Here is a 26,996-nt window from a genome sequence, read left to right as displayed (position 1 = left end):
GTTATAAATAACAATTCTATTATTTTTGCTTTAAAATTTAAGTATAATGCGTAAGCCTTTTTTATATATCTTCTCTTTTTGTTTATTAACCATTTGGTCTTGCGACGATGGCGATATTCTAGACTTTGAATTTGAATTTGATGAAGAATTTGAATACTGCGAAGGCGTCAGCGATTTAGTGCTTTACAAAACAAAAACCGATCCATCGGAATCTATGTCTTTGCTTATTTCTAATTATGAATTAGCAGATCTTTTAGAAGTTGGAGACGATAATTCTTTATCTCTTGAAGATGTAGATGCCTCTTTTACCTACAGAAGTTACTACGACACCAGTATTGACGATATTTTTTGTAATGAAATACCAACCAATCTCAACATTAATATAGATGAAACTGATGATGTTTTACTAGATATAGTAACTATTTTAACGTCTTATGATGACGATGATGTTGATACTGAGGATGAATATGATACTAATAATGTAAATGGCTATAGCCCCTTAGGAGATGAAGACGGTGATGGTGTTTATAACTATTTAGATGATGACTCTACTGATGATACAATTGGTGATGAAGACGGAGAGATTGAAGCTGGCTTTGATACTGATGGTGATGGTATACCAAACTTTATTGATGCTGATGATGATGGCGACAACGTTTTAACTACCGATGAAAACCCAGACCCAGATGGTAATGGCGATTATAGTGACGCCCAAGATACCGATGAAGATGGCATACCAGATTATTTAGATAATGACGATGATGAAGACGGCGTTTTAACCAGAGATGAAGAAAACGACTCTGCAGACCAAAACCCCACCAACGATATTTCAGATGGTGTAACACCAGATTATTTAAACGACCTAATAAAAATAACAGTACCGGCAACAGCTTACAGGTCAAATACTTATTATACAAGTTATTATATTACTTTAGATATTAAAGAAATTGGTTTAAGTATAATTTCGCAAGACACTTTAGATTTTGGCTACATGATAGATGGGCCAGATACAGTTACTACAACACCAGATTTTAATTAACATTCTGAAAAATGTAAACTTCGGTAGCTCCTAAACCATACTTTTGGTAATTGGCATCATAATATTTTATATTGTCGTATCTGCCAAACAAGTATTCAAGTTCTAATTTTAAAACGCCCTCGCCTACTCCATGAATAAATACAATTTTTTGTATGCGTTTGGCAATGGCAAAGTCTAACTTACGCCTTGCGGTATCTAATTGCAAGGTTAGCATATCATGATTGGTCATACCTCGAGTAGATGGCACTAACTGGTGAATGTGCAAATCAACCTCCATTGTTGGCTCAAATTTAGCCTTACCTTTTTTTACAGGAGATGCTTTACGCTTTTTCTCTTCCTTTTCCGCTAAATTAAAATTTGAAGTTAACGATTGCTTACTAAAGTCGTTTTTTTGCTTTATTAAATCTGATGCATCAAAATCTATTAAAAATCCGTCGTCAGTTTCAATAGTTATAGTTTGCCCAATAATTTTTTTTACAGTGCCTTGTAAATCTTCATCTAAAACCAGAACTAAATCACCTAGCTTAAAACTCATCTTACTTAATTTTTATCTTGATAGAATTCATCAGAATCATCTGTTGTTTTACTAGAAATAGTTCTAGAAACACGATAAGCACCAACCATTAATAAAACAATACCTGCTATTAAAATAAATTGGTTTTGGTTGGCTCCTGCCTTTGCATACATTGCAATTACAGCTCCAATAATAATTAAAATATAATTTAAATATTTCATACAAAATAATGTTGAATGCAAATGTAAGTTTTTATTAAAAAGCTGTAAAGTCAATTATTTAAAACTCTTTTTTTTAATGTTAAAAAGCAATTTTTTGAAAGAATTTTCATGTATTATACGTATATTTAAAACTACATTTAAAATCTCATGCATGAAAAACATTCTAACGTTTATAGTTTTGGTATTTACTACAGTCTTATCATATTCACAAGATTTATATGTAGCAGATAATAGCTATCTTTTTTCTAATGGCATCCACATATTTGTTAATAATGATATTAGGTTAGAAACAGCAACTTCTTATCTCTATCTTAGAGGTGATGCACAATTAACTCAAAACAACGATATTAAAAACTCCGATGCTGGATCTTTATCACTTTATCAAAACCAAACTACTAATGTTTACGAATACAATTATTTTTGCTCACCTGTAGGTTTAGGTTCAGATGGAACCGTAAATATTAATGCCGATTTTAATGGAAGTAATATTTATGATCCAATGGACGATACCGATACTAGTAATGTTAACTCATCAGTCTACACTTACACTACAGATTTTAATGGTACAGCAACCGAACTTTCTAATTACTGGATTTACACTTTAAGAGATGCAGAAGGTTACCACAATTGGCAACAAGTTTTTGATACCGGAAATATAGAAGCTGGTTATGGCTTTACATTAAAAGGAAGCCCAAATGCAAACAACGTTTTAGATTTTAGAGGACGCCCAAACAATGGCACAATTACAGTAAGTTGTTCTTTTGATGGTGTAGATAATCAACCCTCTGGAACACCAAACTACGCTGAAACGTTAACAGGAAACCCTTATCCTTCGGCCATTGATTTAAAATTGTTTTTTGTTAATTCGGCAAATAACCAAGCGGTTTTAAGCCCGCAATTATACTTTTGGGAACAAAAACCAAAATTTTCGCATTATTTACAAGATTACGAAGGTGGTTATGCTACTTACATTCCCGGAGACCCAGCCGATTTAAGTGACAACGGAACCTACACCATTGCTCCTTTTATAAATTATAATAACGATGGTAGTGATGGTTCAACTACAGGCGGTAGCACTACGGATTATTCAACCAACAATTCAAGAAGATATGCTGCTGTTGGCCAAGGTTTTATAATAGCCAGTAATGTTAACGGTGGTTATGCTGAATTTACAAACGATATGCGTTTAGCATTTAATGAAGATTCTAATCCTACAGGAAGCGGTGCTGTATTCGCAAAAAATAAAGATGCAAAATCAACTAACACCATTAATTACCCTATATCGCACAATGGTGTTAATTATAAAAGCATTTTTGAAAATCCAACCATTATTCCAGAAATAAGAATTCACACTAGATTAAATAATACCTATTACAAAGAAAACGTAATCGCTTTCCGTAATACAACACCAAACAACCATACATATAATAAATTTTTTGATGCGTTAAATATTAATTCGCTAAATACAGATGCATACTTAATATCTGAAAACGAACACCTTTCAATAAAATCTATTATTTATGATGTTAATACTACAATTCCATTAGGACTTAAAACCGATAAAAATAACACTGAATTTAACATAACCATTAATAAACTTAATAACACACCAAACAATTTAGAAGTGTTTTTACTAGATAAAGAAAGTGGAATATTTACAGATATTATAAACAACACTTTTAATATAACATTAGATTCGGGAGAATACCACAACCGTTTTGAAATCACTTTTACCAACAAATCCTTAAATACCGAAGACGAAGCCACTTTTACCAACTTAAACATTTACCAAAACAACACTACCGCAGAACTTAACCTTACAAACCCTAGCTTATTAAATATTAAAAGACTTACTGTTTTTGATATTTCTGGGAAACAAGTTTTAAACCACAATATTTTGAAAGCAGAACCTGAATACAGTTTCAGTACAAAAAATATTAGTGATGGTATTTATATTGTAAAAATAAGGTTAGACAATCAGCAAACACTTAGTAAAAAAATAGCCATTAAACACAAAAAATAAATATCCATCTTTTTTCTTATATAGTTTTATTACATTTAACATGTAAAACTAATTTATGGAAAAATATATGCTGCCTTGCCTAACCAAAAAGCTTATAGGAATAGACTGTCCTGGTTGCGGTATTCAACGTGCAACGCTTTTGCTTTTTAAAGGAGAATTTACTGCTGCATTTCATATGTATCCTGCCATATATCCTATGGCATTTTTTTTTATTTTTCTAATTTTAAATAGCTTTACAACCATTAAAAATGGAGAAAAAATTAAATTACTTTTAGGAGTTTTAGCTTTTCTTACAGCTATAATTAACTATGTTTTAAAAATGTTTCTTATTTATTAACTAATCAAATTAACTTATGCAAAAACTTAACACAACACTGGTTATTATTTTATCTATACTTGGTATATTATGTTGCTGTGTGTATGGCCTAGGTACCGTGGCTGCTATTATAGCCATTGTAATGGCCAATAAAGAACTTAAAAAATATAATGAAAACCCTGAGGCTTATAGCAATTATTCTGCTATGAAAAATGCAAAAACTTTTGCCATTGTTTCTTTAATAATATCTCTAATAGGACTTGCTTTTATTGTTTGGACATTAATTAATCCTTGTGCTTTCTTTGATTGGTACATCGGTATGTTCGAGGGCAACCCTAATGTTCCAGCAGAATCTATGGAACAAATTTACGAAGCTGCAGAAAGAGCTGGTTGTAGATAATAATACTTACACCTCAACATAAATAAAAATCCCACGTAAATGCGTGGGATTTTTATTTATGATAGTTATTACTAATTACTATTCAAAACCTTTTAAGGTTTTTATAATAATAGCAACACATTCTTGTAGTTGTGCTTCATTCATAACTAAAGGAGGCGCAAACCTAATAATATTACCATGAGTTGGTTTAGCTAGCAGTCCGTTATCACGTAAAGCCAAGCAAATATTCCAAGCTGTATCGCTATCTTCATCATCATTAATAACAATGGCGTTTAGCAAACCTTTACCACGAACTAAGTTAACAATACCACTGGTTTTAATATATTTATTTATTTCAGCACGAAACAATTCACCTAAAACTTCAGCATTTTCGGCTAATTTTTCATCTTTTACAACCTCAAGAGCAGCAATAGCTACAGCCGCAGCCACAGGGTTACCACCAAAAGTACTACCATGATTTCCAGGTTTTATAACATTCATAACATTGTTATTAGCCAAAACAGCCGAAACCGGATAAACTCCTCCGCTAATAGCTTTACCTAGAATCAAAACATCGGGAGTAACATTTTCATGGTGTACAGCTAATAACTTTCCTGTTCTAGCAATACCAGTTTGTACTTCATCTGCAATAAAAAGTACATTATATTTTTCACAAAGTACTTTAGCTTTAGCCAAATAACCTTCGGTTGGCACGTAAACACCTGCCTCACCTTGAATAGGCTCAACTAAAAAGCCAGCCACATTTGGGTTGTTTTTAAAAGCGTTTTCAAGTGCCTCTAAATCATCATAATCTATCTTTATAAACCCGTTAGTATAAGGTCCAAAGTTTTTACGAGCAACAGGGTCGTTACTAAACGAAATTATAGTTGTAGTACGCCCATGAAAATTGTTTTTACAAACCACAATTTCGGCTTCATTCTCATCAATACCTTTAACTTCGTATGCCCATTTTCTACAAATTTTCAAAGCTGTTTCAACCGCTTCTGCACCTGTATTCATTGGTAATAACTTATCAAAACCAAAAAATTCGCAAGCAAACTTCTCGTATTTTCCTAACATATCATTATAAAATGCACGAGATGTTAAAGTTAATTTTTGCGCTTGCTCTACCATAGCGCCCACAATTTTTGGGTGACAATGTCCTTGGTTTACCGCAGAATATGCCGATAAAAAATCGAAATACTGCTTCCCTTCTACATCCCAAACATATACACCTTCTCCTTTAGTTAAAACCACAGGTAACGGGTGGTAATTGTGCGCTCCATACTCGTTTTCTAAATCTATCGCTTGTTGCGACGTTAATTGCTCTAAAACAGCCATCTTAATTGAATTTAAATTGTTAAAATAAATTCCTTCTGTACCTTTATTTTTTCGGTTTCCCGACAAGTTTCGGGGCGAAAAAGCAGCGTGGGAGAGAAATCATCCCTGGATAGACGTGCAATTTAATAAATATTCATATTTTATTTGGGTGCAACCCTATTATTTTTTCAATAAATAATAGCGTCAGGCTTTACACTATATCTTTTTTGTGTTAAAGTTTCTGTCTTATAAACAGCTTTAAATTAACATTATAATTATCGTATTTCAATTAAAATTAATAGCACAAAAAAGGATGCCGTTTCAATCCTTTGCACGAATGCAGTCATTTATCAAACAAATTATCAAAATCAAAAAAAATTAATAAGCCAAAATATAAAAATAGCTGTGGCTTCATTACTTTTGCAGCATGCCAAGAAGAGAACGAAATAAATTTGTAAAACGCGGACAAGTCATCGAAATACTAATCGAAGACTACGCCTTTGGTGGTAAAGGTATTGGCCGTATTAGGAATAAACATGGTGAATTTGTGGTTTTTGTACCAAATACGTTACCAGGGCAATTAGTAAAGGCTCAAGTAAAAAAAGCAAGCAAAAAATATGCTGAATGCAAATTGTTTGAAGTTTTAAAATCGTCTGACGATGAAATTGATAGCCCATACCAAGATATTCCGGGTGCGCCTTACATAAAATTACCCCTCGAAAAACAACACGAGTATAAAAAACAAAGTACACTCCAATTGTTTAAACGCATTGGTAAAGTAGCAGATATCGAAGATAAATTCGATGAGTTTATTAACTCCCCAAACACTTTTCATTACCGCAATAAAATGGAATATGGCTTTTCTGCCATTGGCTACAATCACGAGTTAAAAACTGATGTAGATGAGTTTACTTTAGGGTTTAAAAAACGAGGTACTTGGTGGTGCGGCGATAATTTAAATAACGATTCTGGTTTATTTGATGCAGAACTTGAGAACAACCTTAAAAATATAAGAGCATATTGCCAAAACACAGGTTTAGCGCCTTGGCACGCGCCAAAAAAAGAAGGTTTTTTTAGGTATTTTGTTGTTCGTAAATCTTATAAAACCAACAAGTTATTATTTAACCTAGTAACTACGTCTTACGATTTACCAAAGTTTAGTTTAAACAAATTTGCCGAGTATTTAACCGAATTATTTGGCAATCGAGTTGCTGGCTTTTTACATACTATAAATGATGAAATTGGAGATCGTACCATTGCTACTACAGGAAGCATTAAGTTAATTTATGGTGAGGACAAAATAGTTGAAGAGTTATTAGGATTAAACTTCGAAATTAGTATGAAAAGCTTTTTTCAAACCAATCCAAAGAGTGCCGAAAAACTATACAGTAAAGTTGTAGAATATGTACTTGAAAAACAGGAAGCTGTAGATAATTCTGTAGTTTTAGATTTGTTTTGCGGCACAGGAACCATTGGGCAAATAATTGCTAATAAAGCCAATAACACCAAAATTGTAGGTGTTGATATTGTTGCATCTGCCATTGAAGATGCTAAGGAAAACGCTAAACGTAACAACATTGAAGGCTTAAAGTTTTATGCAGCAGATGTTGGTAAATTCCTAACCGAACATCCTGAGTATAAAAATAAAATTAGGACTATAGTTTTAGATCCTGCCCGCGCAGGAATTGCTCCTAAAACTCTAAAAAAAATAATAAACCTAAATGCAGAACGTTTGGTTTATGTATCTTGTAATCCGGCTACCCAAGCTAGAGATACCGAACAATTAATGCAATCGGGTTACCAAATAAAAAAAATAAGTTTAGTAGACCAGTTTCCACATACAGCACATATTGAAACTGTAGTTTTATTCGAAAAATAATTTATGAAGAAAACCATATTTTTTATAATACTTATAGTTGCTTTAGCCATAAGCTGCGAGAAAGATGATATTTGCGCCGAAGGCACTTCTACAACGCCACGATTAGTTATCGATTTATACGATGCTTCCAGCCCCGAAGATTTAGAATACGCATCCGACTTATTAATTTATGGTATTGGTGGCGACACCGATAGTGTGCTAACTGACTATGAAATTGTAGATGTTAATCAGCTAGTTTTACCTTTAAAAACCCATGAATCTCCAACACAATTTGTACTCATATCTGATGCTTATTTAGATGACAATGGTACAGAGGATGACGATTCGGACGACTTTTATGATGGTAGCAATTGGGATACCATAACAGTTGGCTATGTGCTTTCGGAAGAATATGTTTCCAGAGCCTGTGGTTACAGAACAATTTACACAAACATAACCTTAACCATAGAATCAGATGATGATAACTGGTTATTATCAAGAACACCTTTAACAGACGATCAAACTATTGATGACGAAGATGAAGCACACTTTAGCATTACACATTAGTATAGCATTTTCTTTGTTAGTGCTTTGTGCTAAAACCCAAGCACAAAACAATCAAAATCCGCCTAAACCAAAACCGGAAAAAGAACTAACAAAAGTAAATGACACTATAATTAACACCCAAGAAAACGATTCTACTGCTGTAAAATTAAAGTATGGTTTACGTGCTGGAATAGATTTAGGTAAAATACTTCAATCATATTTAGATGATGATTATTCTGGTTTTGAAGTTTTAGTAGATTATCGCTTAAAACCAAATTTATACATTGCAGGAGAATTAGGTATTGAAGAAAAGAACACCATTACAGATTATTTAGATGTTACCACAACAGGATCTTATCTTAAAGCAGGTATAGACTTAAACGCCTATGATAATTGGTTAGATATGGATAATATGATTTACTTTGGGTTTCGCGTTGGAGCAAGTACATTTAACCAAACCTTAAATGAATATACTATTTATACCACAGACCAATATTGGGCACCACAACTAACCTCTACCGAAGCCATAGATTATGATGGTTTAACAGCTTTTTGGGCAGAAGTTTTATTAGGTTTTAAAGTAGAACTTTTTAACAACTTATATTTAGGAGCTAACCTACAATTAAAATTTCTTGCTAGTGAATCTCAGCCTGATAATTTTGAAGTTTTATACATTCCCGGATATGGCAAAACCTACGATAGTGGAATTATAGGAGCAGGCTACAGCTATTTTTTAAGTTACCGTATTCCTTTGTATAAAAGGAGCAAATAGACGGAATTTGACCTTTTAAAACCTGTTGTATATCATTGAATACAATTCAAATGAAAAAAATCAAAGTACTAAAAAAACAGATTCTACAACGAAAAGGTGATTTATACAGTAAATCTTATAAAGTAGAATCAGGTTTACTAAGAAGTTATACGATTGATGAAAAAGGAAAAGAACATATTTTTATGTTCGGCCCTGAGGGTTGGATTGTTACAGACTACGTCTCCCCTAATGAACCTTGTGAATTATATATTGATGCTTTAGAAGATTCTGTGATTGTTGCTATAGAAAAAACATCTTCTCAAGATATTGACTTAAAAAAGTTTATAAAACGAATTCGGGTATTACAAAACAGAGTAATCATGCTTATGAGCGCTACAGCAAGTGATAGATATGAGCATTTTATATCTACCTACCCAAATATTATACAAAGAGTACCGCAACATATGATTGCTTCTTATCTTGGCATTACACCTGAAGCTTTGAGCTCACTAAAGAGTCAAAGACTTCGTTCAAAACAATAGTAGATTTCTTAATCTACATTAATGCATATAAATTCACTTCTTCTGTTATTTACATTCTAAATAATTTTTAACCAAAATACCAGAAAAAATGAATATTACACTTTACGTAATACAAGGTTTATTAGCCTGTATATTCTTTATGGCAGGAATAATGAAAGTAGCAAAAAATAAAGAAACACTTCGTGAAAAACTAGGAGATTGGACAGATAACTATTCTGAAAACAAACTAAAATTAATAGGTCTTTTAGAAGTTTTAGGTGCCATAGGTATTGTTTTACCCATATTTATAAGCTCTATAGCAATACTAGTGCCTATTGCTGCAATTGGATTGTCTATAACCATGATTGGAGCGTTAATTCTTCATCTTAAAAGAAAAGAAAAAGACAAAGTAATTGTAAACCTTATCCTTTTATTACTAGCTCTATTTATAGTTGTAGGAAGACTATACGTATAATCAGTACTTTAAAATACATCAATATCTAATTTGATCGTGTTCAATAAAATTTAGTAGCAATCTAAAAAACATGAAAACTTCATTAAAATTTTCACTCATTATACTAGTGATTATTATCAGTACCCAACTTCAGGCTCAAAAAAATGTTTCAATAACTAAAACTATTGATATTCCTATAGGTAAGGATAAATTATTCAATTATATATCAGACTTAAATAACGATGTCGTGTGGAGAGCTGAAGTTGATAGCATGGTACAAATTACTTCACCAAAATATGGTAAAGGTTTTACCGAATATTCTTCGTTTGGAAAAAAGCGTACAATAACTCCAACATACGTAACGGAAAATAAAGATCATAAAATTGTTTATACCACTCCAGATAGCGCAAAATATTACTTGCAAAGTATTAGAGAAGTAACTACGCTCGAAAATGGAGAATCTAGATTTACTTACACTTTAATTTTTGATAATAAAATGACCGGAGAAACGGCTCCTTTTGTAATACCCAAATTTATGACCAAAATGTTTTACGGTAGCACAATGAAGAAGTATTTAAAGGTATTGGCAGAAGAATTGAATAAATAAAATTCATAGAAATGAAAAAACAATTTATTCATAACATTGAATTTCAAACACCTGCTTCTAGTAATTCAGTGTATGATTTTGCAAAAAATGTTGAAAGAAGAAGCGAGTGGATTTCAATAATAAAAAAAGTAGAATTATTAGATAGCCCTATTACGGTTGGCAGTAAATTTAAAGAGAATACTAATAAAGGAACAATGATTCTTGAATTTACCGAGCTTAAACCAAATAATAAAGTTAGATACAAGACCATTGAATCTAAAGGTTTGTTTGCTGATATAAATTGGGATATTAAAGAAACTAATGGAAAAAGTTTTGTTCATATTTCATTTTCTTTTCAAGCGAAAGGATTTGCAAAAATAATATTGCCTCTTATCTTTAATAAAATTAAACAAGGAATAAACGAGGACATCGGGATACTCCAAGGCCTATTAATTAGTTAATGATTTATAAACGATATACATCAACTTAAATAAAAATAGGCTAGAAAGTTATAAACTCAAAGGCTTTGGCTCGTATCAAACTTGATACTCAACCAAAAGATAGTGCTTCGAAATCATCTACTTTTCATATATTTAGCATTATGTACGATTTAAGAAAAACGCAACGCGGAATTGAAAAATATTAAAATTTTAATAACTAAATATTATTCTTTCGGACTGATTTTTCTTTTCATTTTTTATGTCGTTATTGGAGAAATTCCAAGTTGGCACACAATCGAGAGAGATTGGGTTGAATGGATTACTACAATAATTTCGATACCATTAATTATTGGACTATTAGCTTTTAAATATCTGAACAGATATGTTAGAATAGAAAACCAAAAATATTTCGGGATATCATTTTTTATTCTTTTTGCTTCGTGGATTTTAATATTATACTTTAAAGCACTAGTAATCGGAATAATAAATTCATTCGAATTTGAACGCATACAAATTTTGGAATCGCTTCTTGGTTATTCGATTTATCAACTTTGGATTTACGGAATATTCGGAATAATTCACGGAATAGTTGGTGGATATTTTTTATCGAAAGAATTAAAAAATAATGAAGAAAAACATGAATTTCTCTGTTTTATAAAAATAACAGTAAGGTTTTATACCAAACTCATTATTAATAAAAAATCCTGCTGAAAAGGCAGGATTTTTTTTATGTGTATTTATCTATTGTTATACAAATAAAGGCTTATCCTTCATCATAGCATTAACTTTAATTTTTACAGCTTCTAAGGTTGCTTCATCTTCAAAGTTTGTAATAACTTCATCAATTAAATCAACAATAGCAGTCATATCGGTTTCTTTTAAACCTCTTGTAGTAATTGCTGCAGTTCCTAAACGAATACCAGACGTTACAAATGGCGATTTATCATCAAAAGGTACCATGTTTTTATTTGCAGTAATATCTGCCTTTACAAGGGCTTGTTCTGCATCTTTACCAGAAACATTTTTATTTCTTAAATCGATAAGCATCATATGATTATCTGTTCCTCCAGAAATAATTTTATAATCTTTAGCAACTAAAGCGTTTGCCATAGCATTGGCATTTTTCTTAACTTGTAATTGGTAGTTTAAAAAATCATCTGTTAAAGCCTCACCAAATGCAATTGCTTTCGCTGCAATAATGTGCTCTAAAGGTCCGCCTTGGTTTCCTGGAAATACAGCAGAATCTAAAAGCGACGACATTTTACGTAAGCTTCCATTTTTTAAAGTAATTCCAAATGGGTTCTCAAAATCTTTCCCCATCATAATCATACCTCCACGAGGACCTCTTAATGTTTTATGAGTTGTTGTTGTAACAATATGACAATGAGGCAACGGATCGTTTAAAATACCTTTTGCTATTAAGCCTGCTGGATGCGATATATCGGCTAACAAAATAGCACCTACACTATCAGCAATGGTTCTAAAACGTTTAAAATCTATATCGCGAGAATAAGCTGAAGCACCTGCAATAATTAATTTTGGTTGTTCTTTGGTTGCAATTTCTTGAATTTTATCATAATTTAAGACACCTGTTTCTTCTTCCACACCATAAAAAACAGGGCTATATAATTTACCTGAAAAGTTTACCGGCGAACCGTGTGTTAAATGACCACCGTGAGATAAATCGAAACCTAAAATTTTATCTCCTGGTTTTAAACAGGCATGGTAAACCGCTGTGTTAGCCTGACTACCAGAGTGAGGTTGTACATTAACATATTCGGCTCCAAACAAAGTTTTTGCACGTTCTATGGCTATTGCCTCTACTTCATCAACCACTTCACAACCACCATAGTAGCGTTTTCCTGGGTAACCTTCGGCGTATTTATTTGTTAATACAGAACCAGCTGCTTCCATAACTTGTTCACTTACAAAATTCTCGGATGCTATAAGTTCTATACCATGAAGTTGGCGTTCTTTTTCTGCCTGAATAAGTTCAAAAATTTGTTCGTCGCGTTGCATAATATTTAGTTTCTATTTTAATGATGTGCAAAAATAGAAAATACATTACTTATAAATGGTAAAAATGTTATAATTCGAGCCAAGTTTTTAACCAAATTATCAACTTTTTGATAAAATTTAAATTTTAATAGATTTTAACAATAAAAACGAAAATTTTGTGTAGGTTTGATAAGACTTAAAACAAAATAATTACATTATAACTATGCCGCTTTCAGCAAATAACCCAGATAGAAAGTCGTGGTTACACGTCGATAAAAACTCTGATTTTCCTATACAAAACATTCCTTTTGGGGTGTTTTTAACCCGAGACGATATTATAACTATTGGTACACGAATTGGTGATACAGCAATTGACTTAGGTGCCTTACACCAACTTGGATATTTTGATGGAATTGCCCTAACTGATGATATTTTCTTGCAAGATACTTTAAACGATTTTATTGCAGATGGGCGTAAAACATGGCGCGCCGTAAGAAATAGAATTGCAGAAATTTTTGATGATAATAACGATAGCTTAAAACAAAATAAAAAGCACAAAGAAATTGTTTTATTTAGGCTAGATGAAATTGAAATGCAACTACCTGTTCAAGTTGGAGATTATACAGATTTTTATTCTAGTATAGAACACGCCACTAACGTAAGTTCAATTTTTAAAAGTGCCGATGCTGAGTTAGCTCCAAATTGGCTGCAAATGCCTATAGGTTATCACGGTAGAAGCTCTTCTGTAATTCCATCAGGAATTTCAATTCACAGACCACAAGGACAAATTTTACAAAATGGTAAAACTAATCCTGTTTTTGGCCCAAGTAAATTAGTAGATTTTGAACTTGAAATGGCATTTATAACAACTGCCGCTAACGACTTAGGAGAACCTATACCTATTGAAGAAGCTGAAGAATATATTTTTGGACTTGTACTTCTTAACGATTGGAGTGCCCGCGATATTCAAGAATGGGAACAAATGCCTTTTGGTCCTTTTTTAGCAAAAAGTTTTGCCTCCTCTATTTCCCCATGGATTGTAACTCTTGATGCTTTAGAACCTTACAGAGTTGAAAGTCCTAAACCTAAAAAACCTCAATTAAATTATTTAAAATATAAAGGAAAAAAAAGCTACGACATTAATTTAGAAGTTGCTATACAACCTCAAGGCGCTAAAGAAACTGTTGTAAGCAACTCGAACTTTAAATATATGTACTGGAATATGGTGCAACAATTAGCTCACCATACCATTAACGGATGCTCTGTAAATTCTGGCGATTTAATGGGAAGTGGTGCCATTTCTGGACCAACACCTGATACTTACGGATCGATGTTAGAATTAACTTGGAAAGGCGAAAACCTAATAAAAATGACAGATGGAAGTGAACGTGCAGCTATTAATGATAATGATACTGTAATTATGAGAGGTTATTGCGAAAAAGACGGTACACGTATTGGTTTTGGCGAAGTTTCAACCAAGTTACTTCCAGTTTTTAACAAAAAATAAAAGATTTATAAAATTTATTTTAAAAAGGAGCTTTACAGAAAATGTTTAGCTCTTTTTTTTTAACCGGATGTTCAAAGCTTAAAAATTCTGCATGTAAATGTAATCTATTTGCTTTTAAACCGTATAAGTCATCTCCAAAAATAGGTGTATTTAATCCACTGCTATGAGCTGCATGAACTCGTAATTGGTGTGTTCTACCTGTAATTGGGAAAAAATGAATTCTTGTTTTTCCGTTTTTAACGGCTACAACTTTGTATTTTGTTTTAGCTGGTTTACCATACTGAAAGCAAACTAATTGTTGCGGACGATTATCTAAATCAACCCGAAGCGGTAACTCTATTTCACCTTCTTGTGTATCTATTTCACCGTTTAAAATGGCAACGTAGCGTTTTTTTACACTTCTATTAATAAACTGTTTTTGAAGCTTTTTATGGGTTCTTTCATTTTTTGCTACTAATAAAATACCAGATGTAGACATATCTAAACGATGAACAAGAAGTACCTTATTATTTGGTAAATATTCCTGCATTTTAGTTTGCACAGACTGTAAACTTGTTTTTCCGGGAACAGATAAAAATTCTGCGGGTTTATTTACCAGCAATAAATAATCATCTTCGTATAATATTTCTAAAGGTTCGTTATGCTTTTTTACTTCTAAAATTGGATTATCTTCAACAGTTAAACCTTGCATCATATGGCCTAAAATGGGTTCACATTTACTTCTACAGGAAGGATAAAACTGTTTATGTTTCCTTACTTCAGATTTTGGTGAAGCTCCCCACCAAAACTCTGCCATTGCTATTGGTTTTAAATTATTCTCGTATGCATACTGAAAAAGTTTTGGTGCAGCACACTCCCCTGCACCAGCTGGTGGTACTCGTAATGTTGTATCTTTAAAAATATCTAGTAAATCTTTAGTTTCACCTAATGCGTTTAAAAATTTATATTGTTGATGAATTTGTTTCTGAAGCGCTGCAGACTTTGTTTGGCGTAAATCTTTTAATAAATCAATTTTATGTTTTAAGTTATTCCATTTTTGTTTTAAATCATCAATGTTTGATTCATGAAACTTTTTAAAATGTTTTAACTTCAAGTTATACTGTATACTTTCGTTTTTTAGTGTTTCTAAAAAAATATTATAATCTTCATTTGATAGTTTATCTGCTTCAGAAATTCGAAGTTTTTTTCGAGCTATCTTTTTTTGTTTTATGGTTTCTTTTAAAGCCCTTAATTCTTCATTATACAATGATAAACTTAATTCTAAATTGCGTTTGGCTACAACATATTCGTTTGAAGCTTCAAGGATTTCAATTTGTTTATTTATTTCATTTAACTCCTGCTCTCCTTTTTTGTAAAATCCATTAGGATTTAAAGTATCGAAAACAGTTGGCACAAAACCAGGCAGATTATTAGTATTAGCAAGTTTACCTGAAAATGCTGCTAAATACCCCAAAGTATTATCATTATTTTTTACTACCATAACCCCAAACATTTTGCCAATAATTAAGCCTTTAGAATCTGGACATAAACCAAAATTATGATTAAGATTAGCCTTACTAAGATAATTTTGAAGATGCTGTGCTGCTAGAACACTTAATTTATGCGGTGTATAATAAAATGGATACGTAAATTTTTGAGGTAAACTAAAAGCCGTACTTTGTAAATTATGAAAATACGCTTCTTGAAAATTAAATTCAGGCATGTATACGTTTGTTGAAAAGCTTTATATTTTTTGTTATTTCATGATATTTAAAATAGGTATAGAAAAAACAAAAACGCTGCCAAAGTTAATGAGAGCGTTTATAACAACAAAGTTAAACTTGAATAACATACAAAACTATATATGCTTCTATTAAAAGTTAAAATTTCAAGCCATTGGAACTATGAGAATTTAAATTTTAATAAATATGTTGGTAAAATACCAACGACCATCTGCATTTGTTTCTGCTGAAACATCAAAATTGGTAAAATCGCCTTCAAGATTTTCTTTGTGAGAATCACTGCGCAACCATGCATTTACAACCGCTTCTGCAGAGCTATATCCGTATGCAACATTTTCGGTTACGGTTTGTGCTCCAGCATTTTCTTTTAAGTAAGCACTACGTGTGTAAAAATTTGCATGAGAAACTTGATTAACATCTACCATATAATCTGTATGGCTAAAAGCTACGGATTTAATAATAGACATATCATCTAAAGAAGACAAGCCTAAATTGCTACGATGTTGATTTATTAAGCTTAAAATCTCAACTTCAATGTCTTTTGCTACCAGTGTTTCTTCTGGAATAATTAAGCTATCTGCATCATCAATAGACTCTGATGTGCATGATGTTAGACTGCTAAAAAGCAATAGCAACACTAACGTTACTTTGTAAAACGAATTCATTTGTAGGTTAAGTTTATTAATTCGGGATTATAAAAATAACCTACATCCTAGAAAACGAATGTTAATTAAATGTTAAAATCGATGAAGCAAGCGCATTTTGTCGGTGAAAAATCGTTTTTAATCGATGAAATTTTAAGTCAAAATACAAAAACAAGTCTTACATCGATTTATTAAGGAGATAATCGATCTTTTTGCCAATTATAATCAGACTGAAGTGTGTAGCGAATTCTATCGTGTAAACGATTAGGTCTACCTTGCCAAAATTCCATTTCTATTGGCTTAACAATGTATCCGCCCCAATGTAAAGGTCGCTCAATGTCCTTGCCTTCAAATTGTTTTTCTAGATCGCTCAATTTTTTTTCCAAAAAATCTCTACTTTCAATAATTTCGCTTTGGTTAGAAACTAATGCCCCTAGTTGACTGCCACGTGGCCTAGACTCAAAATATCCATCACTTAAGTTTTCTGCAATTTTTTCGGCTTTTCCTTTAATTATAATTTGTCGTTCTGCACCATGCCAAAAAAAGGATAAACATACATTGGGATTTTTAGCAATAGCTCTTCCTTTTTCGCTGTTATAATTGGTATAAAATATAAACCCTTCAAAAGTGTATTTTTTTAATAAAACAACTCGGTTTTTTGGAAATCCATCTAACCCTATTGTAGATAAGGTCATAGCGTTAGTTTCGTCTTCAACAAAAAAAGAATCTACCTCAAAAAACCATCTTTGAAATAGTTCAATGGGATTTTCTGGTGTTTCTGTTAATAGTAAAGTTCCTTTCTCGTAAGACTTTCTGTAATTACTTAAATCTGCATCCATGGTTACAAAATAAATGAAAATTATAAGAATAAAATAGTTTAGTTTTAAGTAGAATTTCTATTTTTAGCTCCCTTAAGATACTAATATATGAAATTTGAAGATTCTGTTTACTATAAAGAACTGAATACTAGAAAACTTACTCTACCTTTTGGTGATTTTTACTTAGCAGATAAAATGGTGATTGGTGAATTTTTTGAAGGACAACATGTAGATTGGGATAAAATTGAATGTATGCTAATGAATGTTGAAGCTCTTTATGATAAAAATACTAAACTGGCGTACATATCTCATCGCATTAACGATTACTCAATAAATCCACAAATATGGACACTATGGGAAGAAACTTTTGATTTTGTAGTAGCTAGTGCTATAATTATATACAACAATGCTACTTTTATGAACGCATCAATAGAAAAACACTTTGCAAAAAAAAGTTTGAAGCGTTGTACGAGTTTAGATGAAGGTATTTGTTGGGTGAAAAATTTAAAAGAGTTTAAAAAAACAACTCTTAAAAGTTAAAAACCTTACCATCATCGGCTAATTTAACATTTTTAAACACTTCTTTAGCCTCATTTTTAAAAACTGATAAATCACTATATCTTGTAGAATAATGCCCCAAAATTAAAGTTTTAACATTTGCCATTTTTGCAATAGTTGCTGCTTGTTTTGCGGTTGCATGCTTTGTTTTTTCAGCGTAATGTGCGTGTTTATCTAAAAACGTAGATTCGTGGTACAAAACATCAGAATCTTTAATAATAGGCACAATATCTTCTTTATATTTGGTATCGCTACAAAAGGCATAACTTTTAGGCAATTCGGCTGGAAATGTTACAGTTTTATAATCAATTAAAACACCATCTTCGTTTTTTACATCAAAACCTTGTTTTAATTTTCTGTAATAAGCAACATTTACATTAGCTTCTTGAGCTGCATCTAAATTTAATTTATGTTGCCCTTGTTTTTCTTTAAACAAATAGCCATTAGTATAAATTCTATGATCTAGCGGAATGGTATGCACTTCAACCTTATCGTCTTCAAAAATTAATTCAGATTTTTTTGATGTTAATTCATGAAAATATAATTTGTAGTTAGTCCATGAATCGGATAACTTTAACTGTAAAGTAATTGCTTCTTTAATTCCTTTAGGGCCATATATGTGTAAATCGGCTTCACGAGTTAACAACCTAAATGTTGAAATTAAGCCAACCAACCCAAAAAAATGATCGCCGTGTAAATGAGAAATAAAAACATGTTTTATTCTGTTAAACTTTATTTTATGCCTGCGTAGTTCTACCTGTGTGCCTTCTCCACAATCTATTAAAAACATATGATTGTTAATTTCTAACACCTGAGATGTTGTGTTATTTAAAGTACGTGGTGTGGCACTATAGCAGCCTAAAATGGTAAGCCTCATAATTTTATTATAGGTTTATAGTTAATAAAATCTGTAACCGAGAACTTATCCTTAAAAGTAAAAGCGTAAGGTGTAGAGTTGTTTTTATTTAAGTAGTCTAGCTTATGTTTGGCTTCTTGTAAGGTTGGTATTTTATTTTCTGGTATATACCAGAAAGCCATGTGGTTTGATTTAATTTTACTAAACCACTTGTTTTTATGTTTAAAAATATTGGCATGCTCGGTTTTATAAGTGTAATTAAACAGGCTATCTATATTTTTCCAAACCGAGATATTTACAATAAGTGTTGGATCTTTAAATATTTGAGCAACCTCGCTTTTATCTTCGTCTTGTAAACGCCAAATAAATCCTTCGCTTTGGTCTGCAATAGCATTCATTTTTTGTACATTATTTACAAAACCTTGCATAATTGGGTCGTTTAAAGGTGCTAAACATTTAGCAATATTTACTTGAGCAAGATTGTAATGCTGCATATTTAAAAACCTAAATCGCGTTCCATTTCTTCCATTTCAATTATATCGTAAGCTTCTTGTAGCGTTGGTACAATTATAATTTCATCTGGAGTTTTGGTTGCATCAATTCCTTTATTTACTATAACAAAAGAGTTTTTTGCTCCTCGATGTTTATTTGAAAGTTGTAAAAACTCAATAATTTCTTCTAAAGAAATTGGTTTCAGCGTATTTAAATCAACTATAATATTGTTGTTTTTAAATTTAGGGTATAAGCTTTCTATTTTTTTTACTAACTCAATAATTGTTGCACTTTCTTGAGTAATAACTGTAATATTTTCGTTTTGATCTATAATCATGAGCTTATTGTTTAATTTTTGAAGCTAATAAATAAATAACAGCCATTCTTATGGCTACTCCATTTTGTACTTGATCTAAAATAATAGATTGATTTGAATCTGCAACATCACTAGTAATTTCTACCCCTCTATTTATTGGCCCGGGATGCATAATTGTAATTTCTTTATCTAAACTTTCTAGCAATGCCTTGTTTACACCAAATTGTTGAGTGTACTCTCGTGTTGATGGAAAATAACTTATATCCATACGTTCGTTTTGCACACGTAACATATTGGCTACATCGCACCAATTTAACGCTTTGCGCAAGTTAGTTTCTACTTTTACACCTAGTTCGTTAATGTATTTAGGCAGCAAAGTTTTTGGCCCACAAACCATTACTTCGGCACCTTGTAATTGTAAGGCAAAAATGTTAGACAAAGCTACTCTGCTGTGTAAAATATCTCCAACTATAACCACTTTTTTACCACCTACTTCGCCTAATTTTTCGCGTATAGAATACGAATCTAGTAAAGCTTGTGTTGGGTGTTCATGGGCTCCATCGCCTGCATTTACAATACTTGCATTAACGTGTTTTGATAAAAACACACCTGCCCCAGGGTTGGGGTGACGCATAACAACCATATCAACCTTCATTGATAAAATATTGTTTACCGTATCTATTAAAGTTTCTCCTTTTTTTACTGAAGATTGAGCTGATGAAAAATTTATAACATCGGCAGATAATCGTTTTTCTGCTAATTCAAACGATAACTTGGTGCGTGTAGAATTTTCAAAAAATAAATTGGCAATGGTAATATCTCGTAACGATGGTACTTTTTTTATAGGGCGATTAATAACTTCTTTAAAATGGTCGGCTGTTTCAAAAATAAGTTTAATATCTGCTTTATTAAGATATTTTATTCCTAACAAGTGATTTACACTTAACTCGCTCATTACGTTGGTTTAAAATTTAAAACTTGCGTGTTTATTATTTACAACACATAGCTTTAGTTAATATTTTAATTTTCTATTAAGTAAACAGAATCTTCGTTATCGCGTTCTTTCCAATTTACTCGTACTTTTTCATTGTTAATTACATCTACTTGCCTACCTCTATAATTAGGTTGTATAGGCAAATGCCTACTAAAACGCCTATCTATTAATGTAAGTAGTTCAATTTCATTTGGTCTTCCAAAAGATTGAATTGCCGTAAGTGCTGCTCGAATACTTCTTCCGGTGTATAAAACATCATCTATAAAAACAATATTTTTATCTTCAACTAAAAAGTTAATTTTTGTTTTATTAGCTTCAAGAGGTTTCTCGCCGCGTCTAAAATCATCTCTAAAAAACGTTATATCTAAATAACCTAATGGTATGTTTTTTATGTTATAATTTTCAGATAATATTTTTGCTAATCTATCGGCTAAATACACACCTCTTGGTTGTAAACCAATTAAAGCAGTATTTTTAAATTTGCCATGTTTTTCAATAAGTTGACAAGCCAATCGATGAAGAATGATGTTTACCTCTTTTTCGTTAAGTAACACTTTATGACTCATAAATACAAGAATCCTGTTTTTGGCTTACAAAAGTACTAATTTTTTTATTGTAAATTTAAATAGATATTTAATACATTCACAGCAAAAAAAGTTATAATTCTTATAATAAAGTAATTAACCGTTTTACTTTTTTAGGCTTGTTAAAGTAAAAATGAAGAATAGCAACATTATGAAAAATGAAAAATTATTCATAAACATTTTAATAGGGTTTGGGTTACTTACTATTCCTGTTTTTACATCGCCAGATATTGTAAAAGGTTGGGCTATGTTTAAATTTGCTCCGTTTTTACGAAATTTTATCAGCTATTTTTTACTAGCCTTATTTTTCTTTTTTAGTTACTACTTTGTTATACCCAAATTTTACATCACCAAACAATGGGTGTTTTTATTTTTAACCGGACTAATGTGCTATTTTTTAGTACTTGAAATTCCAAAATTTGTAATTAACAATAACTTAATTAGTGGATTGCAAAAAGCCTATCGCCTGCCAAGGTATATGCATAATCCAGATTTTCAATATATAAGAAACCATCCTATTTTAAGTCATTTAATATCAAAAGACAGCCATTTAATGCAATTTTTAGGCGTATTTTTTTTATCGGCTCTTTTAAGAGTTAACGAACAAGCAAATAAAATAAAAAACGAAAAACTTAAAGCAGACATAGCTTATTTAAAGGCACAAATAAACCCACATTTTTTATTTAATACTTTAAACAGTTTATATGCGTTAGTACTAACAAAGTCTGAAGACGCCCCAAATGCTATTTTAAAACTATCTGAGCTAATGCGTTATGCAACAACAGAAAGTAGCAACAATTTTGTAAATTTAGATAAAGAAGTACAAATAATAAATGCTTTTATAGATTTACAAAAACTAAGATTAACTAATAAAACTAAAATAACAACACATTTTACTGGCGATTTTGAAAACTATAAAGTTTCGCCATTTATTTTAATTTGTTTAGTAGAAAATGCCTTTAAATACGGCTCAGACACCGAAAATAGTTCAGAAATAGCTATAAGTTTAATAATAAAAAACAATAATTTAAATTTAGAAGTAAAAAACAATATTGTAAACCCCAATATACCTTTTACTACTAAAAAAGGAATTAGCAACACAAAAACCCAATTAAACCTTTTTTACCCAAATAAACACAAATTAGTAATCGCTAAAGAAAACCAAACGTATCAAGTAAATTTAGACCTAAACTTAGAATGATTAAAGCTGTTGCCATTGATGATGAACCACTTGCATTAACAATTATTGAAGAATATTGTAATGCCATTGAGTATATAAAATTGGTAAAAACGTTTACCAACACCACCAAGGCAAAAAAATATTTAAATAATTTTCCTGTAGATGTTGTTTTTCTAGATATAAAAATGCCCAATGTAAATGGCATAAATTTTTATAAAGCTTTAAACCAAAATGTTCATGTTATTTTTACAACAGCCTTTAGCGAATTTGCTGTTGAGGGTTTTAATGTTAATGCAACAGATTATTTACTAAAACCATTTTCTAAAGAGCGCTTTATTGAAGCCATTAATCGTGTTAAAGATAACAAAGAAGATGATGAAAACTGCGAGCACAAATACCTTAAAATTAGAGCCGACTATAAATTAAACAGAATAAAACTGTCTGATATTAAGTATATTGAAGCCATGAACGACTACGTAAAAATTCACTTAGATTCAAACAAAAATATCGTGGCACGATCTACCATGACCAATGTTTTAAAAAAAATACATTGCAAACATTTTATTCGTATTCATAAATCGTTCATTATTTCTACAACGCGAATTAAATCTATAGAAAAAGATAAAATTACACTAGATTTTATAGAGCTACCTATTGGCAACAAATACAAAAAACAATTAGAAAATTTCAACAACTTATTTTAACCGCAAAATAACCTAGGTTAATCGCAAATTATTTCATTTCATTTTAAGCATTAGTATTTTCACTAAAAAAAGATATATGCATTTAAATTTAAGAACGATAAAATCATTTTTATTAATGATATTTCTAGGCTTATTTGTAGCCTGCGGAAGTGACGATAGTGGCTCATCAACAGACGATGACGATGATGATGACACCACTACAGCATGTGAAACCGATGGTGAAGTAGACCAAAGTACAGACACCGAAATTGAAGCCATGCGAGAAGCCATGGTTAATTTTAGAGCCTCATTATCTTCTACACTTTTAGATGAAGCAGATAATTGTTTAGACAACGAGCGCTTCTACCTTTGGCACAACACACCAAATACCAGCGGTACAAACAGAGATGGTATTATTTACAACGATTTAACCGATGCACAACTTACAGCTTTTAAAGAAATGCTGCAGTTATTTTTAAGTGCAGAAGGTTACGAAAAAGTATACGAAATTACAGAATTAGCAGAAGGTTGGCTAGAAGATAGCAGTAATATGGATGCTTGGTCTCCAGGCTACTACTCTATCGATATGTTTGGCGATCCAGAAACTAGTGGTTCTTGGGGATTTCAATTAGATGGCCACCATTGTGCTATAAACTTTTTAGTACACGGCGATAACGTATCTATGGTTCCTGCTTTTATGGGCGGCGAGCCTGCCGAAGAAACCTACAATGGTATTGATTACAACATTTTTGAAAACGAAAAAGCTTTAGCTATTGCCCTTTACAGCGGCATGACAGATACCGAACTTTCTTCGGCATTAATAAGCACAACCGACAGAGATTTAAGAGTTGGCGCTGCAGATATGTCTGGCGATCCAGACCCATACCGTGGTACTTACGATTATTCTGGCTTTACAACAGGTTTAAAATATTCAGATATGTCTACTGATACTCAAGCCAATGTAATTGCCTTAATGAAAGAACATGTTTACAACCTTACCGATACCTTTGCAGATGATTGGTGGACAGATATTTCGGCAAATTTAGATGATACCTATTTTGCTTTTGTTTACGACGAAGCACCATCTACAACATCGCAATTTTATTACCGTGTTTACAACCCTTATTTATGGGCAGAATTTAACACCGAAGATGTTACTGGTGCCAACGAAAATACTATTGCAGATTATAACCATGTGCATGCCATAACCAGAATACCTAACAACCCAACCACAGATAATGGTGGAGATTACGGCATATTTGCACAAATAATTAATAATGGTGGCCCTAGAACATTGCTAGAACATTATGCATTGGCAGATCACCATAACCTGAGTACTATTAAATTTGATTACACAGTTGAAGGCTTAATACCTGAGCATCATAACCACGATTACTCTCACAATCATGGTTAAATTCATGTTTTTTTACAAATTTTTTAAAATTTGTTTTGTTTGAATTGTAAAACGAGTAACGAAAAGTTACTCGTTTTTTTTAATACAATTATTACTTTTAAACATAATTAAATAATGTTTAAAATATCGTAATAAAAATAAAGCTATGGCACACATAAAAAAATTTGAAATTATAATTATTGGCGGAAGCTTCGCAGGCCTATCTGCTGCAATGGCTTTAGGTAGAGCTTTAAGACGTGTTTTAGTAATAGACAACCAAAACCCATGTAATAAAGCTACACCACACTCGCATAATTTTATTACTCAAGATGGTAAAACACCTCTAGAAATTACAACCGTTGCCAAACAGCAAGTTAGTGTTTACAAAACAATAAAATTTTACGATGGTTTAGCTATAAAAGCCAAACAAAACCAAGAAGGTTTTGAAATAATTACACAAAACAACGATGCCTTTACAGCAAAAAAACTAATATTTGCTACAGGTTTAAAAGATATTATGCCAAACATTCCTGGGTTTTCAAAATGCTGGGGAAAAACAGTAATACATTGCCCATATTGCCATGGTTACGAAGTAAAACATGAAGCCACAGGTATTTTAGCCAACGGAGATATGGCATTTCACTATGCACAACTTATTACAAACTGGACCAAAAAATTAACCATTTTTACCAACGGCACCTCCACTTTAACCAACGAACAAAACCAAAAAATAGCAAAGCATAACATAAAAGTTATAGAAAATAAAATAAGCCATTTACAACATAAAAATGGGCAACTCCAAGCTATTATTTTTAATAATGAAAGCGCTTTTTCTGTAAAAGCCATTTATGCAAAACCAAATGTTGAGCAACATTGCAACTTACCAAAACTATTAGGTTGCGAGCTTACAGAACAAAATTTTATAAAAGTAGATACTATGCAACAAACCACCATTGCTGGTATTTATGCCTGCGGAGATAATACTAGCCCATTTCGAGCCGTATCTTATGCCGTATCTACAGGAACTATTGCAGGTGCTGCTGCAAATAATGCTTTAATTAATGAAGCTTTTTAAAATACCTTACAGGCTTTAAAAATAAGTATAACTACGTATTTACTTTTTAACAGAAAAACTCGAAATTGCTTAGCGCTTGATATAAGTCATTAAAACGGAATTTATATCAATAAAGTTAGACGTAAGCAGAAAACAACGAAAAATTATGATTGAAAGACTAATTGTGAAGAAATTAAATAATAAAACAAACTTAGACCTCTCGTTTGAACCAGATTTAAATTTACTAACAGGGAAAAATGGTTCAAGTAAAACTACTATATTGAAACTAATTTGGTTTCTAAATTCAGGGAGAATTGTGAGTTTGATAAGAGAAATTGTTTTCGAATATGCTGAATTAACAACTTCTGAATTTAGAATCTCTATTAAACAAGATTCAAATTCAGAAAAAATCTCAGTTAACTTCAATAATGACCCGACTTGGTCATTAAGTCAACAGGACTTAAGAAATTTTGAGTTTAGAATGCACCCTCGCTATCAAAAGAGGTTTCATGAAATACAGAATAAGAGCATTCCAACTGTATTCTTTCCCACTTTTAGAAGAATTGAAGGTGGTTTTTCAATGGACAGACATGACCCTCGGTTTCATTCCGACTCATTGAAAGATGCAATGAATGAGTTTTCGGAAAGACTATCTAGTTTTAATCAGAAATTCGTAGCTTCAATCTCAACTGACGATATCGTTTCACTCTTGACAAAAGAATATGCTGAAATCAACAGCAAAATCAATAAAATGCAAAAAGAGAAATCCGATTCAATTATTGCCAAAATAAAAAATAGAACAAAGGATGAAACCTCTATATTAAACGATATTCAAAATGATATTGAAGGAATGGAAAATGAAAGGAACTCATTGTTTAAGCCATTCACAATTTTATCTGATTTAATCACAACTATTTTCCAGCATAAAGGAATTCATTTAAGTAATTTAACATTTGGGGATGTAAGTGACTCTGTGGCTTCAGAAAAACTATCAGCAGGGGAAAAACAAATGTTAAGTTTTATTTGCTATAATATCTTCACAAAGAACAGCACTATATTTATTGATGAACCAGAATTAAGCCTACACCCTGATTGGCAAAGGACATTAGTCCCTACCCTTCTAAATCAAGGGAATAGTAATCAATTCTTCATGGCAACTCACAGTCCTTTTATATATTCAAAATATTCAGACAAGGAAATAATACTGTCTAACGATAAAGGTCAATAAGG

Annotated in this window: 31 protein-coding genes; 19 read left to right on the top strand and 12 right to left on the bottom strand. The window is 31.6% G+C overall.

Features of this window, described 5'->3' with window-relative positions; all coding sequences use genetic code 11:
• Window positions 1-46: 46 nt before the first annotated feature.
• Window positions 47-1,039 (top strand): hypothetical protein, encoded by a 993-nt coding sequence (locus tag LG649_RS00890; RefSeq protein WP_226539976.1) that lies wholly within the window; start codon window positions 47-49, stop codon window positions 1,037-1,039.
• On the opposite strand, the gene LG649_RS00885 is transcribed toward LG649_RS00890, so the two are convergent.
• On the bottom strand, window positions 1,032-1,574 hold the full coding sequence (locus tag LG649_RS00885; RefSeq protein WP_226539968.1) for a Smr/MutS family protein: 543 nt from the start codon (window positions 1,572-1,574) through the stop codon (window positions 1,032-1,034). The genes LG649_RS00890 and LG649_RS00885 overlap by 8 nt on opposite strands.
• 5 nt (window positions 1,575-1,579) lie before the next feature.
• Window positions 1,580-1,774, bottom strand: a complete 195-nt coding sequence (locus tag LG649_RS00880; protein ID WP_226539966.1) for a hypothetical protein — start codon at window positions 1,772-1,774, stop codon at window positions 1,580-1,582.
• Window positions 1,775-1,925: 151 nt separating this feature from the next.
• On the opposite strand from LG649_RS00880, the gene LG649_RS00875 reads away from it, so the two are divergent.
• Genes LG649_RS00875 through LG649_RS00865 form a run of 3 tightly spaced genes read left to right on the top strand, consistent with a single transcriptional unit; the run spans window position 1,926 to window position 4,513 of the window.
• The gene (locus tag LG649_RS00875; protein ID WP_226539964.1) at window positions 1,926-3,797 is read left to right on the top strand and encodes a T9SS type A sorting domain-containing protein; all 1,872 of its coding nucleotides are present in this window, start codon (window positions 1,926-1,928) and stop codon (window positions 3,795-3,797) included.
• Between the two features lie 55 nt (window positions 3,798-3,852).
• Window positions 3,853-4,134: a DUF2752 domain-containing protein gene (locus LG649_RS00870; RefSeq protein WP_226539962.1), complete on the top strand. Its 282-nt coding sequence runs from the start codon at window positions 3,853-3,855 to the stop codon at window positions 4,132-4,134.
• Between the two features lie 16 nt (window positions 4,135-4,150).
• Window positions 4,151-4,513, top strand: coding sequence for a CCC motif membrane protein (locus LG649_RS00865; RefSeq protein ID WP_226539960.1), 363 nt, complete (start codon window positions 4,151-4,153; stop codon window positions 4,511-4,513).
• A gap of 78 nt (window positions 4,514-4,591) precedes the next feature.
• Here the strand turns inward: LG649_RS00865 and rocD are convergent, their stop codons facing one another.
• The gene (gene rocD / locus LG649_RS00860; protein ID WP_226539958.1) at window positions 4,592-5,833 is read right to left on the bottom strand and encodes an ornithine--oxo-acid transaminase; all 1,242 of its coding nucleotides are present in this window, start codon (window positions 5,831-5,833) and stop codon (window positions 4,592-4,594) included.
• Window positions 5,834-6,239: 406 nt separating this feature from the next.
• Here rocD and rlmD point away from each other — a divergent pair, with 406 nt between their 5' ends.
• The 8 genes from rlmD (at window position 6,240) to LG649_RS00820 (ending at window position 11,679) form a co-directional block, all read left to right on the top strand.
• Window positions 6,240-7,691: a 23S rRNA (uracil(1939)-C(5))-methyltransferase RlmD gene (gene rlmD, locus LG649_RS00855; protein ID WP_226539942.1), complete on the top strand. Its 1,452-nt coding sequence runs from the start codon at window positions 6,240-6,242 to the stop codon at window positions 7,689-7,691.
• Window positions 7,692-7,694: 3 nt separating this feature from the next.
• The gene (locus LG649_RS00850; protein ID WP_226539941.1) at window positions 7,695-8,237 is read left to right on the top strand and encodes a DUF6452 family protein; all 543 of its coding nucleotides are present in this window, start codon (window positions 7,695-7,697) and stop codon (window positions 8,235-8,237) included.
• Window positions 8,209-8,988 carry a DUF6048 family protein gene (locus LG649_RS00845; RefSeq protein WP_226539939.1) on the top strand — a complete coding sequence of 260 codons (780 nt, stop codon included), beginning with the start codon at window positions 8,209-8,211 and terminating at the stop codon, window positions 8,986-8,988. The genes LG649_RS00850 and LG649_RS00845 overlap by 29 nt, the downstream gene beginning before the upstream one ends.
• A 50-nt stretch (window positions 8,989-9,038) precedes the next feature.
• Window positions 9,039-9,509: a Crp/Fnr family transcriptional regulator gene (locus tag LG649_RS00840; protein WP_226539930.1), complete on the top strand. Its 471-nt coding sequence runs from the start codon at window positions 9,039-9,041 to the stop codon at window positions 9,507-9,509.
• An 88-nt stretch (window positions 9,510-9,597) separates the two neighbouring features.
• The gene (locus LG649_RS00835) at window positions 9,598-9,963 is read left to right on the top strand and encodes a DoxX family protein (RefSeq protein WP_226539928.1); all 366 of its coding nucleotides are present in this window, start codon (window positions 9,598-9,600) and stop codon (window positions 9,961-9,963) included.
• Between the two features lie 70 nt (window positions 9,964-10,033).
• Complete coding sequence (locus tag LG649_RS00830) at window positions 10,034-10,549, top strand: SRPBCC family protein (RefSeq protein ID WP_226539919.1); 516 nt, start codon at window positions 10,034-10,036, stop codon at window positions 10,547-10,549.
• A gap of 11 nt (window positions 10,550-10,560) precedes the next feature.
• Complete coding sequence (locus tag LG649_RS00825) at window positions 10,561-10,989, top strand: SRPBCC family protein (protein WP_226539917.1); 429 nt, start codon at window positions 10,561-10,563, stop codon at window positions 10,987-10,989.
• A gap of 171 nt (window positions 10,990-11,160) precedes the next feature.
• The gene (locus tag LG649_RS00820; protein WP_226539903.1) at window positions 11,161-11,679 is read left to right on the top strand and encodes a hypothetical protein; all 519 of its coding nucleotides are present in this window, start codon (window positions 11,161-11,163) and stop codon (window positions 11,677-11,679) included.
• 36 nt (window positions 11,680-11,715) lie between these two features.
• On the opposite strand, the gene glyA is transcribed toward LG649_RS00820, so the two are convergent.
• Window positions 11,716-12,987, bottom strand: a complete 1,272-nt coding sequence (gene glyA, locus LG649_RS00815; RefSeq protein WP_226539901.1) for a serine hydroxymethyltransferase — start codon at window positions 12,985-12,987, stop codon at window positions 11,716-11,718.
• Between the two features lie 202 nt (window positions 12,988-13,189).
• Here glyA and fahA point away from each other — a divergent pair, with 202 nt between their 5' ends.
• Window positions 13,190-14,473: a fumarylacetoacetase gene (fahA, locus tag LG649_RS00810; protein ID WP_226539899.1), complete on the top strand. Its 1,284-nt coding sequence runs from the start codon at window positions 13,190-13,192 to the stop codon at window positions 14,471-14,473.
• A 19-nt stretch (window positions 14,474-14,492) separates the two neighbouring features.
• On the opposite strand, the gene LG649_RS00805 is transcribed toward fahA, so the two are convergent.
• The 3 genes from LG649_RS00805 to pdxH form a co-directional block, all read right to left on the bottom strand.
• Window positions 14,493-16,175 (bottom strand): RluA family pseudouridine synthase, encoded by a 1,683-nt coding sequence (locus LG649_RS00805; RefSeq protein ID WP_226539897.1) that lies wholly within the window; start codon window positions 16,173-16,175, stop codon window positions 14,493-14,495.
• Between the two features lie 189 nt (window positions 16,176-16,364).
• Window positions 16,365-16,859 (bottom strand): CAP domain-containing protein, encoded by a 495-nt coding sequence (locus LG649_RS00800; protein ID WP_226539895.1) that lies wholly within the window; start codon window positions 16,857-16,859, stop codon window positions 16,365-16,367.
• Window positions 16,860-17,029: 170 nt separating this feature from the next.
• Window positions 17,030-17,677 (bottom strand): pyridoxamine 5'-phosphate oxidase, encoded by a 648-nt coding sequence (gene pdxH, locus LG649_RS00795; protein ID WP_226539893.1) that lies wholly within the window; start codon window positions 17,675-17,677, stop codon window positions 17,030-17,032.
• Between the two features lie 87 nt (window positions 17,678-17,764).
• Here pdxH and LG649_RS00790 point away from each other — a divergent pair, with 87 nt between their 5' ends.
• Window positions 17,765-18,196 (top strand): hypothetical protein, encoded by a 432-nt coding sequence (locus LG649_RS00790; RefSeq protein ID WP_226539892.1) that lies wholly within the window; start codon window positions 17,765-17,767, stop codon window positions 18,194-18,196.
• Here the strand turns inward: LG649_RS00790 and LG649_RS00785 are convergent.
• The 5 genes from LG649_RS00785 to pyrR all read right to left on the bottom strand — a co-directional run bounded on the left by LG649_RS00785 (window position 18,186) and on the right by pyrR (window position 21,438).
• Complete coding sequence (locus LG649_RS00785) at window positions 18,186-19,091, bottom strand: ribonuclease Z (RefSeq protein WP_226539890.1); 906 nt, start codon at window positions 19,089-19,091, stop codon at window positions 18,186-18,188. The genes LG649_RS00790 and LG649_RS00785 overlap by 11 nt on opposite strands.
• Window positions 19,088-19,564 (bottom strand): DUF3291 domain-containing protein, encoded by a 477-nt coding sequence (locus tag LG649_RS00780; RefSeq protein WP_226539888.1) that lies wholly within the window; start codon window positions 19,562-19,564, stop codon window positions 19,088-19,090. The genes LG649_RS00785 and LG649_RS00780 overlap by 4 nt, the downstream gene beginning before the upstream one ends.
• Window positions 19,565-19,566: 2 nt before the next feature.
• Window positions 19,567-19,899, bottom strand: coding sequence for a ribonuclease Z (locus LG649_RS00775; RefSeq protein ID WP_226539886.1), 333 nt, complete (start codon window positions 19,897-19,899; stop codon window positions 19,567-19,569).
• A 4-nt stretch (window positions 19,900-19,903) separates the two neighbouring features.
• The gene (locus LG649_RS00770; protein WP_226539884.1) at window positions 19,904-20,833 is read right to left on the bottom strand and encodes an aspartate carbamoyltransferase catalytic subunit; all 930 of its coding nucleotides are present in this window, start codon (window positions 20,831-20,833) and stop codon (window positions 19,904-19,906) included.
• Window positions 20,834-20,898: 65 nt separating this feature from the next.
• Window positions 20,899-21,438 carry a bifunctional pyr operon transcriptional regulator/uracil phosphoribosyltransferase PyrR gene (gene pyrR / locus LG649_RS00765; protein ID WP_226539882.1) on the bottom strand — a complete coding sequence of 180 codons (540 nt, stop codon included), beginning with the start codon at window positions 21,436-21,438 and terminating at the stop codon, window positions 20,899-20,901.
• A gap of 169 nt (window positions 21,439-21,607) precedes the next feature.
• Here pyrR and LG649_RS00760 point away from each other — a divergent pair, with 169 nt between their 5' ends.
• The 5 genes from LG649_RS00760 (at window position 21,608) to LG649_RS00740 (ending at window position 26,994) form a co-directional block, all read left to right on the top strand.
• A complete protein-coding gene (locus tag LG649_RS00760; RefSeq protein ID WP_226539880.1) occupies window positions 21,608-22,657 on the top strand; it encodes a sensor histidine kinase in 1,050 nt (349 codons plus the stop codon).
• On the top strand, window positions 22,654-23,340 hold the full coding sequence (locus LG649_RS00755; RefSeq protein ID WP_226539872.1) for a LytR/AlgR family response regulator transcription factor: 687 nt from the start codon (window positions 22,654-22,656) through the stop codon (window positions 23,338-23,340). Before LG649_RS00760 ends, LG649_RS00755 begins: the two co-directional genes overlap by 4 nt.
• Window positions 23,341-23,416: 76 nt before the next feature.
• Complete coding sequence (locus LG649_RS00750; RefSeq protein ID WP_226539871.1) at window positions 23,417-24,733, top strand: DUF3500 domain-containing protein; 1,317 nt, start codon at window positions 23,417-23,419, stop codon at window positions 24,731-24,733.
• Between the two features lie 145 nt (window positions 24,734-24,878).
• Window positions 24,879-25,787: an NAD(P)/FAD-dependent oxidoreductase gene (locus LG649_RS00745; RefSeq protein ID WP_226539869.1), complete on the top strand. Its 909-nt coding sequence runs from the start codon at window positions 24,879-24,881 to the stop codon at window positions 25,785-25,787.
• A gap of 145 nt (window positions 25,788-25,932) precedes the next feature.
• The gene (locus LG649_RS00740) at window positions 25,933-26,994 is read left to right on the top strand and encodes an AAA family ATPase (RefSeq protein WP_226539860.1); all 1,062 of its coding nucleotides are present in this window, start codon (window positions 25,933-25,935) and stop codon (window positions 26,992-26,994) included.
• The last annotated feature ends 2 nt before the right edge of the window (window positions 26,995-26,996 follow it).

This window comes from Neotamlana laminarinivorans, from assembly GCF_020523925.1.
Taxonomy (GTDB): Bacteria; Bacteroidota; Bacteroidia; order Flavobacteriales; family Flavobacteriaceae; genus Neotamlana; species Neotamlana laminarinivorans.
This window is presented reverse-complemented; position numbering and strand designations above follow the sequence as displayed.